General features: G+C 36.2%; 14 protein-coding genes and 1 pseudogene. 1 reads left to right on the top strand and 14 read right to left on the bottom strand.

Annotated features, from left to right (window positions below; genetic code table 11):
- Nucleotides 1-129 precede the first annotated feature (129 nt).
- From spaA to LLS04_RS03760, 9 genes and pseudogenes are all read right to left on the bottom strand, one after another.
- Nucleotides 130-2,010 (bottom strand): annotated as a pseudogene (gene spaA / locus LLS04_RS03800) (surface protective antigen adhesin SpaA).
- A 152-nt stretch (nucleotides 2,011-2,162) separates the two neighbouring features.
- The gene (gene nadE / locus LLS04_RS03795) at nucleotides 2,163-3,917 is read right to left on the bottom strand and encodes an NAD(+) synthase (RefSeq protein ID WP_323612016.1); all 1,755 of its coding nucleotides are present in this window, start codon (nucleotides 3,915-3,917) and stop codon (nucleotides 2,163-2,165) included.
- Nucleotides 3,914-4,627: a TrmH family RNA methyltransferase gene (locus tag LLS04_RS03790; RefSeq protein ID WP_013852444.1), complete on the bottom strand. Its 714-nt coding sequence runs from the start codon at nucleotides 4,625-4,627 to the stop codon at nucleotides 3,914-3,916. The genes nadE and LLS04_RS03790 overlap by 4 nt, the downstream gene beginning before the upstream one ends.
- A gap of 143 nt (nucleotides 4,628-4,770) precedes the next feature.
- Nucleotides 4,771-5,109 (bottom strand): hypothetical protein, encoded by a 339-nt coding sequence (locus tag LLS04_RS03785; RefSeq protein WP_013852443.1) that lies wholly within the window; start codon nucleotides 5,107-5,109, stop codon nucleotides 4,771-4,773.
- A complete protein-coding gene (locus LLS04_RS03780; protein WP_323612013.1) occupies nucleotides 5,106-5,648 on the bottom strand; it encodes a hypothetical protein in 543 nt (180 codons plus the stop codon). Before LLS04_RS03780 ends, LLS04_RS03785 begins: the two co-directional genes overlap by 4 nt.
- Before the next feature lie 9 nt (nucleotides 5,649-5,657).
- Nucleotides 5,658-6,689: a tRNA preQ1(34) S-adenosylmethionine ribosyltransferase-isomerase QueA gene (queA, locus tag LLS04_RS03775; protein ID WP_003775974.1), complete on the bottom strand. Its 1,032-nt coding sequence runs from the start codon at nucleotides 6,687-6,689 to the stop codon at nucleotides 5,658-5,660.
- Nucleotides 6,690-6,822: 133 nt separating this feature from the next.
- On the bottom strand, nucleotides 6,823-7,974 hold the full coding sequence (gene tgt / locus LLS04_RS03770; protein WP_323612010.1) for a tRNA guanosine(34) transglycosylase Tgt: 1,152 nt from the start codon (nucleotides 7,972-7,974) through the stop codon (nucleotides 6,823-6,825).
- Nucleotides 7,975-7,991: 17 nt separating this feature from the next.
- Nucleotides 7,992-9,803 carry a translational GTPase TypA gene (gene typA, locus LLS04_RS03765; RefSeq protein WP_323612009.1) on the bottom strand — a complete coding sequence of 604 codons (1,812 nt, stop codon included), beginning with the start codon at nucleotides 9,801-9,803 and terminating at the stop codon, nucleotides 7,992-7,994.
- A 152-nt stretch (nucleotides 9,804-9,955) separates the two neighbouring features.
- On the bottom strand, nucleotides 9,956-10,897 hold the full coding sequence (locus LLS04_RS03760; RefSeq protein ID WP_013852439.1) for an L-lactate dehydrogenase: 942 nt from the start codon (nucleotides 10,895-10,897) through the stop codon (nucleotides 9,956-9,958).
- Between the two features lie 96 nt (nucleotides 10,898-10,993).
- Here LLS04_RS03760 and LLS04_RS03755 point away from each other — a divergent pair, with 96 nt between their 5' ends.
- Entirely contained in the window at nucleotides 10,994-12,226 is a 1,233-nt protein-coding gene (locus tag LLS04_RS03755) for a hydroxymethylglutaryl-CoA reductase, degradative (protein ID WP_323612008.1), read from the top strand.
- A 26-nt stretch (nucleotides 12,227-12,252) separates the two neighbouring features.
- Here the strand turns inward: LLS04_RS03755 and LLS04_RS03750 are convergent, their stop codons facing one another.
- From LLS04_RS03750 to LLS04_RS03730, 5 genes are all read right to left on the bottom strand, one after another.
- Entirely contained in the window at nucleotides 12,253-12,864 is a 612-nt protein-coding gene (locus LLS04_RS03750) for a flavin reductase family protein (RefSeq protein ID WP_323612006.1), read from the bottom strand.
- A complete protein-coding gene (locus LLS04_RS03745) occupies nucleotides 12,854-13,447 on the bottom strand; it encodes an alpha/beta hydrolase (RefSeq protein WP_323612004.1) in 594 nt (197 codons plus the stop codon). The genes LLS04_RS03750 and LLS04_RS03745 overlap by 11 nt, the downstream gene beginning before the upstream one ends.
- A gap of 1 nt (nucleotide 13,448) precedes the next feature.
- Nucleotides 13,449-13,862, bottom strand: coding sequence for a MarR family winged helix-turn-helix transcriptional regulator (locus tag LLS04_RS03740; protein ID WP_323612002.1), 414 nt, complete (start codon nucleotides 13,860-13,862; stop codon nucleotides 13,449-13,451).
- Complete coding sequence (locus LLS04_RS03735; RefSeq protein WP_323612001.1) at nucleotides 13,862-14,848, bottom strand: VOC family protein; 987 nt, start codon at nucleotides 14,846-14,848, stop codon at nucleotides 13,862-13,864. The genes LLS04_RS03740 and LLS04_RS03735 overlap by 1 nt, the downstream gene beginning before the upstream one ends.
- A 94-nt stretch (nucleotides 14,849-14,942) precedes the next feature.
- A complete protein-coding gene (locus LLS04_RS03730) occupies nucleotides 14,943-16,202 on the bottom strand; it encodes an HdeD family acid-resistance protein (protein ID WP_323611999.1) in 1,260 nt (419 codons plus the stop codon).
- Between the last annotated feature and the right edge of the window lie 121 nt (nucleotides 16,203-16,323).

Raw genomic sequence — 16,323 nt, 5'->3', positions numbered from 1 at the left:
TGAACAATGTTCATTTATTAGTATATTCCTATTTATTTTAATGTGCAATACATTTACTTAAAAAATGTATAAATATATATACAAATGATAATTTCATAAATTCATAAAAAAACAGACGGGATATCCCGTCTATTTTAAACTTCCATCGTTCTTAAATGTATACTTTTTACCATCAATAGATTTCGAACCTGTAACCATCATTCCTGATTTATCAAGGAAGTACCATTTGTTTGCTATTTTTTTCCACCCTGTTGCCATTGCGCCTGAGGTTTCAAGGTAGTACCACTTGTTCGATACTTTCTTCCATCCTGTTGCCATCGCACCTGAGGTTTCAAGGTAGTACCATTTGTTTGATACCTTTTTCCATCCTGTAGCCATTGCGCCTGAATTATCAAGGTAGTACCACTTGTTTGATACTTTCTTCCATCCTGTTGCCATCGCACCTGAGTTTTCAAGGTAGTACCACTTGTTTGATACTTTCTTCCATCCTGTTGCCATCGCACCTGAGTTTTCAAGATAGTACCATTTGTTCGCTACCTTCTTCCAACCCGTAACCATAGCACCCGTATTATCGAGGTAGTACCATTTGTCTGCTACCTTCTTCCAACCTGTTGCCATTTCACCTGATTTCTCAATATAGAACCACTTATTATCTCTCTTAATCCACCCTTCTTTTGAATTCGATTCGGGTTTTGATTGATCGACTGGCTTCTTTTGATCTTTAGGTTTTTCTTTATCAACTGGTTTTTCTACTTTAACGGGACTTTCCGGCTCTACTTTAGAATCACTTTCTTCTTTTTGGAATGATCTAGCAAGTGATTCTAAATCTGCACGAATCGTCTTAATTTCCGAAATCGATTGAGCTCTGTAAATCATAGATAAGTATGCATCTCTATTGATGAGTGTAATTTCTTTATTTCTTATTTTCTCGCCATCCACACTATATGAATCAAAAATATCTGATTCTAAGTAATCTTGAAGTTTATTTTTTTCGTCGTCAACTACTGATCGATATTTTCCAATAAATCGTTGGAGCACATCTGGTTTTCGAACATCTCCACTTCTTTGGATATAGATTTCAAGAAGTTCCTATAGTTTCTTCTCTCTTTGTTTTGTATCTTCAATTGTCTTCAAGGATTCAACAATCGCGTTCGCACGTTCCAAGTTTGGATATACATCTCTTACAACTTGAATTTGGCGATTTCTACGCATAGCATAAAGTTCAAGATACAGTGGATGAATTTCTTTTTCCATCATATTTTCGAGTCGGGAGTAGTCAATAAATTCGCTAACCCCTAGACTTACAGCAAAGTTGATGTTCTCTAGCTTTTCATTATACTCGGTTGAATCTGAAACTAAGAAATCCTCATGCGCTTCAGGTAAATAATTTACTTCTGCAGCAATTTCATTCATACTACGAATTCTATCTCTTAGAGGAACTATAAATGCTTCTAATGGAGCTCTTCCTTTAACTTTATCTTCATATTTTACTAAGATACGGTGTTTCACCTCGTAATTCACGAGTAAATCAACATATGCTTCATCAAGTTCAGGAATCGTTAATCTTTCAAAATTTTCAAGATACATAGCATCCTGAATAAAACTTCTGTAGCCGATTCTAATTGCTAGGTTTTGGATGCTTTGTTTAAACATATGGTGAATGTTTTGAAGACTCATTCCTTCATTTTTAAGTTCAGTTACAATCGAGTTAATCTCTTCATTCACTGCTTCGAGACTTTGGTACCCCTTTGGTTCATTAATAAGAAACGGCTTTACTTTTTGATTAATTAGAGATACCAATTTTTCACTATAAGCATCAGTCATTTTGTTGTATTCCTGAGCATGTACCCCTGTCCCAGGTAAAACTGGGAGCAATCCAACTTGTTCACCGATTAGTGGAATCACAGAAATATCTGTCGAATCAGCAAAGGCTGTTTGTAGTGGCATTGCTGTTAAAAGTAAGCACGACATAAGACTTACTTTCGGAAATAGGTGTTTTTTCTTTTTCATAATTTATCCCCCTCTTGATTTCCACTTGAAGAATAATATATGTTGGTATAATTTGTAAACAATTTCTTCAATATACTCTTTTTAGTAGTAAATAAAGAAACGTATACATTACTTTTAAAAGAAAAAACCACCTAAGATAGATGGTTTTAAAATTATAAATTTTTAATTTTATTCATTAAAGTTTGTTCGGTTTCTGTAAGGTGCAATTGCAACTGACTCTCGCGATACGAAGTGCCAAATGCGCAATTGGACACCATAACAATGGGTGGCATTTGCACGCGTTTATAAACCGCAGTATTCATCGTCTTAAGTACCCACTGAATATCTTCGACAAACGCTTCCCCTTTATCTAAACCATAAGAGGCTAAGTATTTCCCTAGATTAGATTCATAAATAGATCCATCAAGGTATGAATTGAGAACAATTCCCAAACGACCATGCATTAATTCGTCAATCAATAAATCGTGATAACCCCACTTCATTGGATCAAATTGATCTTGAGCAAGTTCAGCACTTGGCGCAAATTCCCAATCAACGCGATTTTCTAATTCAACGGGAATTAAATTCTCCGGGACAATTTCTTGACCTTCAATTCGATTTAAAGTCCGACCAATCATTCCAACTTCCATCTTTGTAAGATCACCTAAGATAGCAAGTGCACCAATTGCATCACCATAAAGTGTTGCATAACCGAGAGCAACCTCAATTTTATTTCCATTATTCATGACAACACCATTTTCAAGACTTGAAACGGTCATTAACGTATGCCCTCTCAGTCTTGCTTGAACATTTTCAAAAGCAAGACCAGTAACATCTGAGTAAGCACCAAATTTCATGCTTTCAACCGTTGCATCAGTCATTGCAGCAATCGGGATTTCTAAAAATTTAAAACCCAGAACTTTACTTAGATGATATGCATTGTTTTTGGTAATATTGCGGTTGAATTGACTTGGCATTGTGACACCAACAACTCGGTCTTTTCCTAATGCCTTCACAAGCAAGGCGATGGATACACTGCTATCCAATCCTCCCGAAACACCAACAATCCATTTTGGTCCATAAGATAGTGCTTCTTCATCAAAATAACGAATTGCTGAAATTAGAGCATGATACATCTTATCTTCGTAGTTAGGTTTATTTGTTACTTGGTCTTTTAAATCGACGATATCGAAAGTTTGTTTAAAATTAGCGTCCAAATACGTTACAGATTCAGAAGACACAACCATGCTGCCACCATCAAATAACACAACATTCTTACCATTATTTTGCATCCCTGTCGCATTCACATAAATAAATGGAATGTCTAAGTTCTGTCTTCTAATTTCCTCAAGACGCATAGATTCTTTATGTTTATGCCATGGAGAACAGGATATATTGATCATTAGGTCTGGGCTGTGTTGCATCATTAACTGCGTCGGTTTTAGATCACTTGATTTATCCCACAGGTCCTCACAGACTTGAATACTAATTCGATCACCCTTAAAGATAAACGGCTCAAAATTGTGGTCACCTGGTTCAAAATATCTTTTATCATCAAAAATACCGTAGTTCGGAAGCAAATGCTTCATATAAACACCTGCAGACTCGTGGTTCGCTCTCTCTACCCATTCACCCTTATAGGCGAAAAAAGCAGCATTGTAGAGTCTATCGTTTTTATGATAAATATTTCCCCAGACAATCCCAATCTCATCAGACAACAATCGAATACGATCATTATAAGCCATCAGTTCATCGATATTTGATTGGTTATTCATACGATCACCAACAAGGTAGCCTCCGACTGCAAGTTCAGGAAACACAATCAGATCAGCTTTACCCTTAGATTTTTCTACGATTTCTTGAATCATTTCAAAATTTGCTTGTGGATTATTTGCTTTAACTCTTAATTGTGCAATTGCAATTTTCATTTTTTCTCCTCCAATTGACGATAACGTTCATAGGCAAACACACTGCATGCCCCAACACTACTCAAGGATACACGCGCATCGTAATCAATTCGTACGTTGACATCACTTATATCTAATACACTTTTTGAGAGTCCACGTAAAGCACCACCCAAACAAATACATACACGATCTGGCAATTTATAAGTTAAAAGAGATTCACTCTCATCACCACGATGCGCAGCAGCCATTACTACTTTTTTAGCTTTGATAGCTTTTAGATCACTACTTAAATCATCACTTTGCATCCACCATAACGATTCACTTGCACCCGCACTGGCACGAATTAACTTGGCTTCATGTTCATAAAAATCATAACTTGGAGTGATGATACCATCAAATCCGAGTGAAGCCACCGTTCGACAAATTTCTCCAAGATTAAATGGATCTGTCACGCCTTCAATACACATTAAAGAAAGTGTTTGCTTTGGTAAATAATTGAGGGGATCACTGATTCGCTTACCACATGATACGAGATAACCGCCATGCGTTTTATTTGTGGCTAACGCGTCCATTTCTTCACGGGACATTCGTTTGATCTTGAGTCCTTCCGCAATGCGCTCTACATAACGTGACTCCTTGTCATTGTGCTTATCTAAAATTGCTACAAACTCAATGTCACGTTTACGTTCTTTAAGAATTGCCTTAACACTAATTTTTCCTGATACAATCATAATTTCTCCTTGATGAGTCCTTATCTTCACGATTTCGACTTCTTACTTAATTATACAACAATCTCAATTAGATATACGAATTCTTGGCTTTGTTGGATAAAAAAACAATAAAGATTGTTTCTTTATTGTTTTCTTTATTTCTATTAAACCTGAAAAAATGCCCATCCACAATATATGAGGAGTATATCTAAAAACGTTCCGGTAATGCCGACTGCATTGAGTAAGGTTGTAAATTCAGGAATCGATAAAAGATTCAATCGATATCCAAAAATACAAATAATCACAAAAGATAGGACTACTTTTCCCACCCAACGATTGTTTTTCTTTTGTAACGGTGCTAAGAAGTATCCAATTACCAACATCAACACCATCCAAACAGTAGTCGCAATTCCTACTAAAGAAGTTGGTAAAACAGAAATTAGAAATTTATAAACAATTGCACTTGCAAGAATTACCAATAAAGCTGACCATGTGCGTTTCATTCTACAACCCCTTCCTGTTTAAGACGGATATACATTCCAATAAGCAAACCAAATGATGGAACCGCTGTAGAAACTATCCACAAAATCGAAGACCAGTGAATTCGCATTAGTTTTTCAGTAAAAGTCCCCATTAATGGATTCACAAAACTATAAATCATCCATACAACGCGACTTGACTCAAAAAACGATAGAATGTATAGAACGCTAAAGGTTATAAAGAGAATCATAAATAAAACGATAAGCGCAAAATCTACACTCTTTAAAATTCGACTTTTATTTTTAATTGCTATTACGATCAAGTAACCTGGAATTGCATATGCTACAAGACCATATAGTGAGACAAAAACTATTTGAAAAATCATGGGAAGATTTACTAAAAGTTTTGAAAGTGGGTGAAGCGAGTTATAGGCAAAAAGATGAATCGTTCCTAAGAGAACGTGAACCATGATGATAATCCCTAAAAACTTATAGTCCCCCTGCTTAAAAAATAATTTAAACCGCGTAAAACTACTCTGCTTTGTATTCATTGTTTGTTCCATAAATATCTCCTACTTAATATTACGTGCCTTCAAGAACATACTGTCTCCAAATGAGAAGAATCGGTATTTTGAATCGACAGCATGTTTATAGGCATGATCAATTTCTTCTTTACCCATAAATGCACTTACTAGCATAATTAATGTTGATTTCGGTAAGTGGAAATTTGTAATAATTGCATCAACCGCTTTCCATTCATAACCCGGATAAATAAAGATTTCACTATTACCTTGGCATTCTTTGAATGTACCATATTTAGACATAACAGTTTCTAATGTACGAACAGAAGTAGTTCCTACCGCAATAATTCGACGTCCTTCTCGCTTAGCAGTGTTAAGAATATCTGCTGTATCCTGAGTCATTGTATACGCTTCGCTGTGCATTTTATGTTCTAAAACATTATCAACTTTAACAGGTCTAAATGTACCCAGCCCTACGTGGAGTGTAACAGGCGCAATGGTAATACCCTTGGCTTGGATTGCATCCAGTAATTCCGGTGTGAAATGAAGTCCTGCAGTTGGTGCTGCCGCACTTCCCTCTACACGAGAATATACTGTTTGATAACGTTCCTTATCTTCCAAACGTTCATGAATATATGGAGGTAGAGGCATTTGTCCAAGTTCATCTAAGATTTCAAGAAAAATCCCGTCAAATATCAGATCAAAATTTCTAAGTCCTTCATCACCAACGTGTGTGCAAATCGCTTTTAATTGTCCATCTCCAAAACTTAATTCGGTACCTAGCTTAACAACCTTCGCATTTCCTACCAAACATTCGGCAGTTTTTCCTTCAAATTTTAGAATTAATAATTCAACATGTGCGCCTGTTTCCGGTTTCTCACCAAATAAACGTGCTGCGATAACACGGGTATCATTTAAAACTAAAACATCACCCTCATTTAAATAATCAATAATATTGTAGAAGCGTTTATCTTCTAAGTTCATTCCATCAACAACAAGTAATCGCGATTCACTTCGCTTTTCAGCAGGAGTTTGTGCAATCAGTTCCTCTGGCAAATCAAAATCAAAATCATTTACATTCATAATTTACTCCTTGGTTTATATCGTATTACATCTTCACTATTTTACCATAAAGCCAGTGCTCTGACACGATTTTGTGTAATTCACAAAATTGCATAAAAAAACTTGGTTCATACGAACCAAGTTTAATGTTTGATTACCATCCTGGATGGTCATCTCCTGTAATGCCATAACTCTCATAAACTTCATCACGAAGTTCAAGTAAACGATCTTCTTTAATTGCCTCACGGATATCTTCCATGAGTTTCAATAAGAATCGAAGGTTATGAATAGATAGAAGACGCATACCAAATCCTTCATTACAACGTATTAAGTGTCGTAAATAAGATTTTGTATAGTTTTGACAGCATTCGCAATCACAGTTTTCATCAAGTGGCGAAAAATCATACTCCCACTTTTTATTTTTAATATTAACACGACCGGTTGAGGTCATTGCTGTACCATGTCGAGCAATTCGAGTAGGTAATACGCAGTCAAACATATCAACACCACGTAGTACGCCTTCAAAAATTGCATCAACACTACCTACACCCATTAAATAACGAGGTTTATCTTCAGGTAAGAAATCAATCGTATGATCGATCATTTGCCACATGACATCTTTAGGTTCACCAACACTAGTTCCTCCGATTGAGTAACCAGGGAAATCCATGGCTACTAATTCCTTAGCACAGTGTTCACGAAGGTCAGCATACTTACCTCCTTGGACAATACCAAATAATGCTTGTGTCTCAGGATTTTGATGTGCTGCTTTACCACGAGCTGCCCAACGAATTGTGCGCTCTACTGAATTTTTCATATATTCATAAGTTGCAGGATAAGGAGGACATTCATCGAAACTCATCATGATGTCTGGTCCTAATGCATTTTGAACCTGGATAGCTTTTTCTGGCGTTAAAAATAGTTTCTCACCACTAAGATGACTTCTAAACTCAACACCTTCTTCAGAAATTGTGCGAATTTTTCCAAGTGAGAACACTTGAAATCCGCCACTGTCTGTTAAAATTGGTCCATTATAATTCATAAATTTGTGGAGTCCACCTGCTTGACGAACCACATCTTCCCCAGGTCTTAACCATAGGTGATACGTATTACTTAAAATAACTTGGGAACCTATTTTACGTAAATCTTCTGGTGACAGAAATTTAACACTTGCAAGGGTTCCTACTGGCATAAACATTGGCGTTTCTACCGTTCCATGATGCGTCTCGATTGTTGTGAGACGCGCCTTAGATTCATTTGATTTTTTAATTAAAGTCAACTTCAATGGTTTATTACCTAAACTCATATTATCGATCTCCTTGATTAATCAATATCTGAACGACCTGCTCGTTTACGATCAATTGCTTTTAAATAACGTTTACGTAATCTTAGGAAGTTCGGTGTTACTTCAACAAGTTCATCATCACGAATAAACTCGAGTGCATATTCAAGTGTCAATGGAATCGGTGGTGTTAGCTTCATCGCTTCATCACGTCCTGAACTACGAACAGCAGTTGCTTTTTTATTTTTAGTTGGATTGACATCCATATCAGTATCACGTGCTGCAATACCTAAAATCATTCCTTCATAAACATCTGTTTGTGCACCAATAAAGAATTGGCCACGTTCTTGAAGGTTGAAGATTGAGTATGTCATTGATTTTCCAGTTTCAGTTGAAACCATTGAACCATTTGAACGTTGTGAAATTGCACCCTTCATTGGTTCATAACCATGGAATTGACGGATCATTGTTCCCTCACCATGAGTCATATTAATGAAGTCTCCACGGAAACCAATAAGTCCACGTGTTGGAACATTCCAGTATTGTTTAACCATTCCGCGATCTTCTTCCATATTTGTAAGTTCACCTTGTCGTAAACTAATTTGGCTGATCATTGTTCCTGAATATTTTTCTGGCACTTCAACAATTACTTCTTCAATCGGTTCACATTTACGTCCATCAATCTCTTGTGTAATAACACGAGGTTTACTGATTGCGAGCTCATAGCCCTCACGACGCATGTTTTCAATTAAGATTGATAAGTGAAGTTCTCCACGACCTGAAACTTTAAATGAGTCTGCAGATTCGGTTGCTTCAACACGTAATCCAACATTAACTTCAAGTTCTTTTTCAAGACGTTCTTTAATATTACGTGATGTAACATATTTACCATCTTTTCCAGCAAATGGAGAAGCATTAACCATGAAGTTCATGGATAGTGTTGGTTCTTCAATTACGATTGGAGGAAGTGGCTCAACATGATTTACGTCACAGAGCGTATTTCCAATAGAAATATCATCAATACCTGAAACAAGAACGATATCACCTGCATAGGCTACATCAGTTTCAATACGTTTCAATCCATCATATGTAAAGATTTTAGAAACGTTCTGGCGTTTTGTATTTCCATTATTGTCAGCAACAACAACTGCTTGTCCACGTTTAACTTGACCCTTAGTAATACGACCAATACCTAAACGTCCAACATATTCATCATAAGCAAGTGAGGAAATTTGGAATTGTAACGGATCGTTGTCATAATCTGGGTAAAGTGGTGTGTGTTCCACAATCGTATCAAACAACGGTTTAATGTTTGTTCCTTCTTCTTCAAGTGTTTTTTGAACAATATATTTCTTCGCAATACCATAAAGAATTGGGAATTCTAATTGTTCATCAGTAGCATCTAGATCCATGAATAATTCATAAACTTCTTCGATTACTTCTTCAACACGGCGATCAGGTTTATCAATTTTATTAATCAACAAGATTGGTTTTAGACCGGCTTCGAGTGATTTTTTAAGTACAAAGCGTGTTTGTGGCATAGGACCTTCTGCACTATCCACAAGGAGAATAACTGTATCTACGGTTTTAATTATACGCTCTACTTCACTTGAGAAGTCGGCGTGGCCTGGTGTATCAACAATATTAATTTTGATGTCACCATAATTTACACTACAGTTTTTGGAATAGATTGTGATACCACGTTCACGTTCAATATCATCGCTGTCCATAACTTGATCTAGAACAACTTGATTTTCATGGAAAACACCGGCTGATTTAAGCATTGCATCAACCAATGTAGATTTTCCCGCATCAACGTGCGCGATAACTGCTATATTAATAATTTTTTTCATATACATCGTCTCTTTTCCTATAACTGTATCATTATACATGAATTGAACATGAATTGACAGAAAATGCACTCTTCATGCTTATTTTTTGCGTATAAGTTCACTTAAACGCTTACAAAGAAACACCATGTTAACGATTAACATGGTGTTCATTATTATAAATTAGATTGTGAAACAATATCTCTTAACATCTCTGCAGATTCTTGAAGTGCTTCAACCTCGTTTGAACTGTACGGAACTTCAATAACATGTTTAACACCGGTTCTTCCCACTACTGTAGGAACTGAAATATAAACATCTTCGATACCGTATGCTCCATCTTGAAGACTTGAGACCGTTAAAATTGAATTTTCATCTCTTAAAATCGCATTCACAATACGCGTAATTGCGAGTGCGACAGCATAGTTTGTATACCCTTTTCTGTCAATAATTTCATAAGCTGCAGTCTTTACGTCATGCGTAACTTTTTGACGTGTTTCTTCTGTAAACTCAATACCAACATTCTCACAGTATTGGTCGATAGTAAGTCCTGCAACGGTCGTTAAAGACCATGTAGCAATTTCACTATCGCCGTGTTCTCCAATAATATTCGCATGAATGTTTCGAGCGTCAACTTCAAATTTATTCGCTAACATCGATTGGAAACGTGCAGTATCTAAGACCGTTCCTGAACCAATAACACGTTCTGCTGGAAATCCAGACAGTTTATAAGTAATATGTGTCAAAATATCGACTGGGTTTGACACCACAAGTAAAATAGCATCGGGATTGTATTTTACGATATTTGGTACTAATTCTTCATAAATCTTAATATTACGATTTACAAGATCTATACGTGTTTCACCGGGTTTCTGAGCTAAACCCGCTGTAATAATTACAATATCTGAACCCTGAGTTTCTGGATAATCTCCAGCAATTATCTTAACTGGAGAAACAAACACTCGACCTTGGTCTAAGTCCATTGCCTCACCTTGTGCTTTTTCTTTGTTAATATCAACGATTACGATTTCAGATGCAATATTACTATTCATTAACGCAAAAGCTGTTGTTGAACCGACGAATCCTGCACCGATAATTGAAACTTTATTTGTTTTCATCATATCACTCCTTTTTTAATATAATACCACACCTCTCAATTCTACTTGGCATATATAATCAAATTCGGTATGATATTTATAAAAGGAGTGTTCACTATGTACAATAAATTTTATAAAAAAACGATAACAGAACGCCGTAATGTATTAAATGATCAAAGTCTCTACGATTTCGATCTTGATATTCCTCTGGGACCGGAGATTTATGAACATATGATAGAAAATGCGGTTACTACATATGAAATCCCAATGGGTTGTGCTCCAAATTTCTTGATAAACAATCAAGACTATGTCATTCCTATGGTAACTGAGGAACCTTCTGTAATCGCTGCCGCAAGTAATGCCGCGAAAATCATGAAGCATAATGGAGGCATCCACGCTCGTATTTATAAGCGCAATATGATCGGACAAATTGCCTTTGCGAATCCTCATAATCAAATAGCAATGATTCAGTACTTAGATGATAACCGCGATTTATTATTTAAAATCGCACATGACGCATACCCTTCTATTGTTAAGCGTGGTGGTGGTCTACGTCAAATTCATACTGCGTTTATCAACAAGCCCCATAAAACACCTTTTTTGATTGTTTATTGTACTATTGATACCCAAGAAGCAATGGGTGCAAACATGATGAATACAATCTTAGAAGCAATTGGAAATCATCTTGAATCAGTCTTCGATGAACATCCACTCATGGCCATATTATCGAACCTAGCAACTGAATGTTTGGCAGAAGCACGTGTTATAATCGATCCCCAAACACTTCGTTTCCCTGATGATATCGCCTTACGAATCCAACAAGCAAGTCATCTTGCGGAAGTAGACCCTTACCGTGCTGCAACACATAATAAGGGAATCATGAATGGTATCGATGCCGTTGTTATCGCGACAGGAAATGATTGGCGAGCAATCGAGGCTTCAGTACATAGCTATGCATCGCTCACAGGAAGCTATCAACCGCTTGCCACGTGGTGTATAAATTCCGACAACATGATTGAAGGCACGATCAAACTACCCCTCCCAATTGGTACTATAGGTGGTTCCATTGCAATCCACCCTAAGGCACAGTTGAGTCATAAAATTTTAGGATATCAGAATGCTGAAGAACTGATGATGATTCTAGCATCTGTTGGGCTCGCACAAAACTTCGCAGCTCTTTACGCACTTACAACTGTTGGAATTCAAAATGGTCATATGAAACTTCAAGCAAAATCTCTAGCCTTAGCTGTGGGATGTCCTTCTGAAGATGTTGATCGTCTTGTAGCGAAATTACTCAAAGAACCTAAGTTAAATCAAGATATTGCTAAAAAAATACTTCAAGAATTATAAAAAGAAGCTCACAGTCGAGCTTCTTTTTATTCAGGTCGTTTTAATGTAAAAACTGGTTTGATTTCTGCGAATTGATTTCCTGCAAGACGAGCGATAGGACCGAATTTATTTACATCGATGTAACGGTTCTCTTGGATAAAAATTGAATCATCAATATCCAAATGAAGTACTTTAAGTAGAAACAGATCTGTACATACTCCATCCTCATTTTCAATTTCTTGATGACTAAACAGTACAGTTTCCAGTGTTATCTTTACATCTTTAAGACTCAAAGTGTCAATCATCGTACTTGATTGTGTTTCGAGATTCAGTTTAGATACTTCACTTTCTCCATAAGGAAGTGTCATCGAACTTGCATTCATGGCTTCAACAAACTCATGATTCGCAATATGAATCACGCATTCACGAGTTTGTAATAGATTTTTACTTGTGTCTTTTAATTTTCCTTTATTTCGGTTAATTGCAACCGAAACAATAGGGACTTCCGTAGCAACGAGACTAAAATAACTGAAAGGTGCCAGATTTATGGATTCATCTGAGTTCCGTGTTGTTATCCAGGCAATTGGACGGGGTACTACACTTCCTGTCAAAAATTTGTATCGATCCTTAGCACTTAAATCTTGAATTTTAAATTTCATAAAAGTCACGTGCTTGTTTAATTTCTTCAGGAATCAATTGATGACCATGCTGCGTATGAAAGTGTGTTACAAAAATCTTAGATTCTCGTAATTCTTCAACCATTACTTCAATATCTTGGACATCCGTATAGGGATCGCCCGTACCACTTGTTATGAAAAGTCGAGTTTGTAGATGCTTTGGAAATGGAATATTGGGCTGTACATGCATTGGATGAAATAAGACAACTTGTTTAAAGAGACCTACATCCATTTTTAATAAATTCAATGTAATATTTGCACCGTTTGAATATCCTACAACAGATACTTCTTCCATAGAACGATCATATGTTTTAAGTAATGTAAGAATTTCATTTTTTAAGATTATAGACTCATGATTCAAACTTTCTAAATCAAATGTTTTCATGTCGATACGTTTGAAATATCGGTTCATTCCGGATTCTACGATATTACCCCGAATCCCAATATATGTAGCGTCTGGATCAATATAATGTGCAATCTGAATCATGTCTTCTTCCGTGCCACCAGTTCCATGTAAACCAATGATTGTGCGTTCAGATTTCCCTGGAATCATTTTATGGATCATACTATCCTTCCTTTCCTATTTTCTTTAAAAGATTTTGAAGTGTTACTTCTTCTTTTGACGTAAGTTTATCGAATCGCTTACGCATCACTTCATAATGCTTATTGTAGATGATTTCGATATTCCTTAAACCTTTAGGACTAAGCATAACATAGTTTATTCTGCGATCATTCTCGTCTTTCAATCGAACAACAAGACCTTTTTTCTCTAACTGATCTACGACATACGTCATACTGCTTCCTGGTACAAGAACTGTATCACAAAGAGCTTGTGTTGTAAGTTTTCCTTTATGATAAAGTGCTTCAAGTGCTTGAAATTCATTAACATTAATATCAAAATCTTTAATGCTTTCTTTAACTTGTTCTAGAATATTTTGATGTGTGCGAAACAGGATCGTAAGCGTCTTAAGGTCTGTCATTAAAATTCTTCTTTCTTAAATTCACGAGTACTACGAACTGTATCGAAATTTTTGATTTGTGACTCAATATAGTCACGCTTTGGACGAAGATGTGGTGGTAATGTCAACATCTCACCAAGAACTTCATAAGTCTCTTCATCATCTATAAACCCTGGTCCATCAGTTGCAAGTTCGAAAAGAATATTAGGAAGGATTCGGATATAGAGTGAGCCAAAATAGAAACGCTCTACATAACCTGAACTTGGGATACCCATTTCAGATAACTCTCGATACCACTTCATAAGATCTTCTTTTTCATCGACTCTAAAAGCAACGTGGTGTACACCCCCAGAGCCTTGAATTGCATTTGACTGTTCTTGATTCTCGCGTACGATAACCGATCCACCATTACCACCATCGCCCATTTCATAAAGCGTTAACTTACCCTCTGTCATCGATTTTCGCATTCCAAATACGGTTGAAAGTACTTGGTGTGTTAACTCAACATTCGATACATCCATAAACATCGGACCTAAGCCGGTAATCGCGTAAGCATCTGGAATAGGACCCTTGTACCATGGTTCTCCTGAGGGAACGCCTACATTATTTTCATCAGAAACTAAAGCATAACGCTGTCCATCAAAGTCCTCAAATGTGATTGCTTTTTTCCCAAAGAACATATGATCTGATTCAAATGGAATTTCAAAGTGTGTAAATCGTTTTTCCCAGTACACAAGTGCTTCATCAGAAGCTACTCGAAAACTGGTTCGAGATAATTCATTCGTACCACGCTGCGATTTTGTGATATTTGGAAAATCGAAAAACGTCATATTCGTTCCGGGATTACCACGGTCATCTGCGAAATAAAGGTGGTAAGTATGAATGTCGTCTTGATTAATATTTTTCTTAACAAGACGCATTCCTAAAATATATGTATAAAATTTGTAAATTTCTTCTGCACTGCTCGTAATCGCAGTTACATGATGTAGTCCTTTTAACTGTTTCATAAGTACCTCCTACTTGTATTACTATAATATTTCGAATTCGAAATATTAGCAATGAATATGCTCAATACAAAATAAAAAGAATCCCAAGGATTCTTTAAACTTCTTTTTTTCGATATATTTCCCGCTTAACAACAATCGAACCGGGTTTATTTAATAAATTATCAAGATAATCATAATAGGCACCGGGTGTAATAACACCACTCATTTGAAATAATTTCATACCCGTAGATTGAATGACGTAATCAGCGATTAAAACACAATTTGTGGTAAAGACATTATAGGTTTTAAACTCACCCTCTTTAAACTTATAGTAATCGACAGCAGCGCCTGCATCAATTAAATTCGTAAGATGATGTTCTTTCTTAGTATCAAGTTGATATGGCCACTTAAAATAATAAGCGGACTTAAACAGCTCATCCAACCGATTTTCCACAAACTCACGTTGTTCATCCGATAATTCACAAATAAAGCGAAAGACAGTTGTATCATCGTCCACCGCATACTGAACATAATCAACTTCACTTCCCACAATCATGACACCATCTCCATATGCCATAGATTTCGCACGGTTGAACGGATCATGAGCACCATAAGAGTAAATAACCCCGTTATAACCAATATCCAAATGTCCCATTCGGTTATAACCGTGATCTTTCGCATAAATATAGATTGAGATGTAATTTCCTTCAGTCTTCACGACCTTATCAATCACAGCATCTGGATTACTTTGAACTAATTTTCGTGTTTCTTTAACCAGAAAATATGGATTCATTGCGGCTAAAAAGACAGGCGCTGATAAACGAACGCTTGTTTGATGACGCCACAATACGCGAGCTGAAGATATGATGGATACGATTCCAAAGAAAATCACGTACGAACCAATTTGAATATTCATTAAAAAGCGATTCGATACGCCACGCGTTAGTAATACAATACCCATTATTAAAGAAACTACAGAAGCGAAAAGTTTAAAAAGTTTGTTTTTTTGTTTCTCATGAATTGCGACATAAAATTCAAGTCCATGAACAAGTGCATTAAACAAAGCCCAAATACCAAAAAACAATGCCATAATTTCAATATAGAGGGCCTCTTTATAAATAATTAAAACTAGAAAAACACCGGATCCGAGCGCTATAAGTGCATCCGAAATACTTCGATTTTTCACAGACCGATATAAAAACAAAAGGATTGTTGCCGCTAACATCGCAACAAACATCCAATAGATTAACGACCATAAAATTTTATCTCTAAATATAAATAAAACACCAACTATCACTGTAAAAACACCTAATAGAAGTTGGAAGATTAACGTTATCTTGTCTTTTTTAGAAAGCGATTTAGTATAAGTTTCCATAATTGTCCTCTTCACATTTTTTCCCACGTTTATTATACCATTTATTCTTGATTTCCGCCCCAATTCCGTATATCATATAAGTAACAACTCGGAAAATAATGTAAGTTGTTACTGCAATTCA

Source organism: Erysipelothrix enhydrae (assembly GCF_035066605.1).
Lineage (GTDB): Bacteria > Bacillota_I > Bacilli_A > Erysipelotrichales > Erysipelotrichaceae > Erysipelothrix > Erysipelothrix amsterdamensis.
Note: the sequence above shows the minus strand (reverse complement) of the source record. Positions and strands in the feature narration are given on the sequence as shown.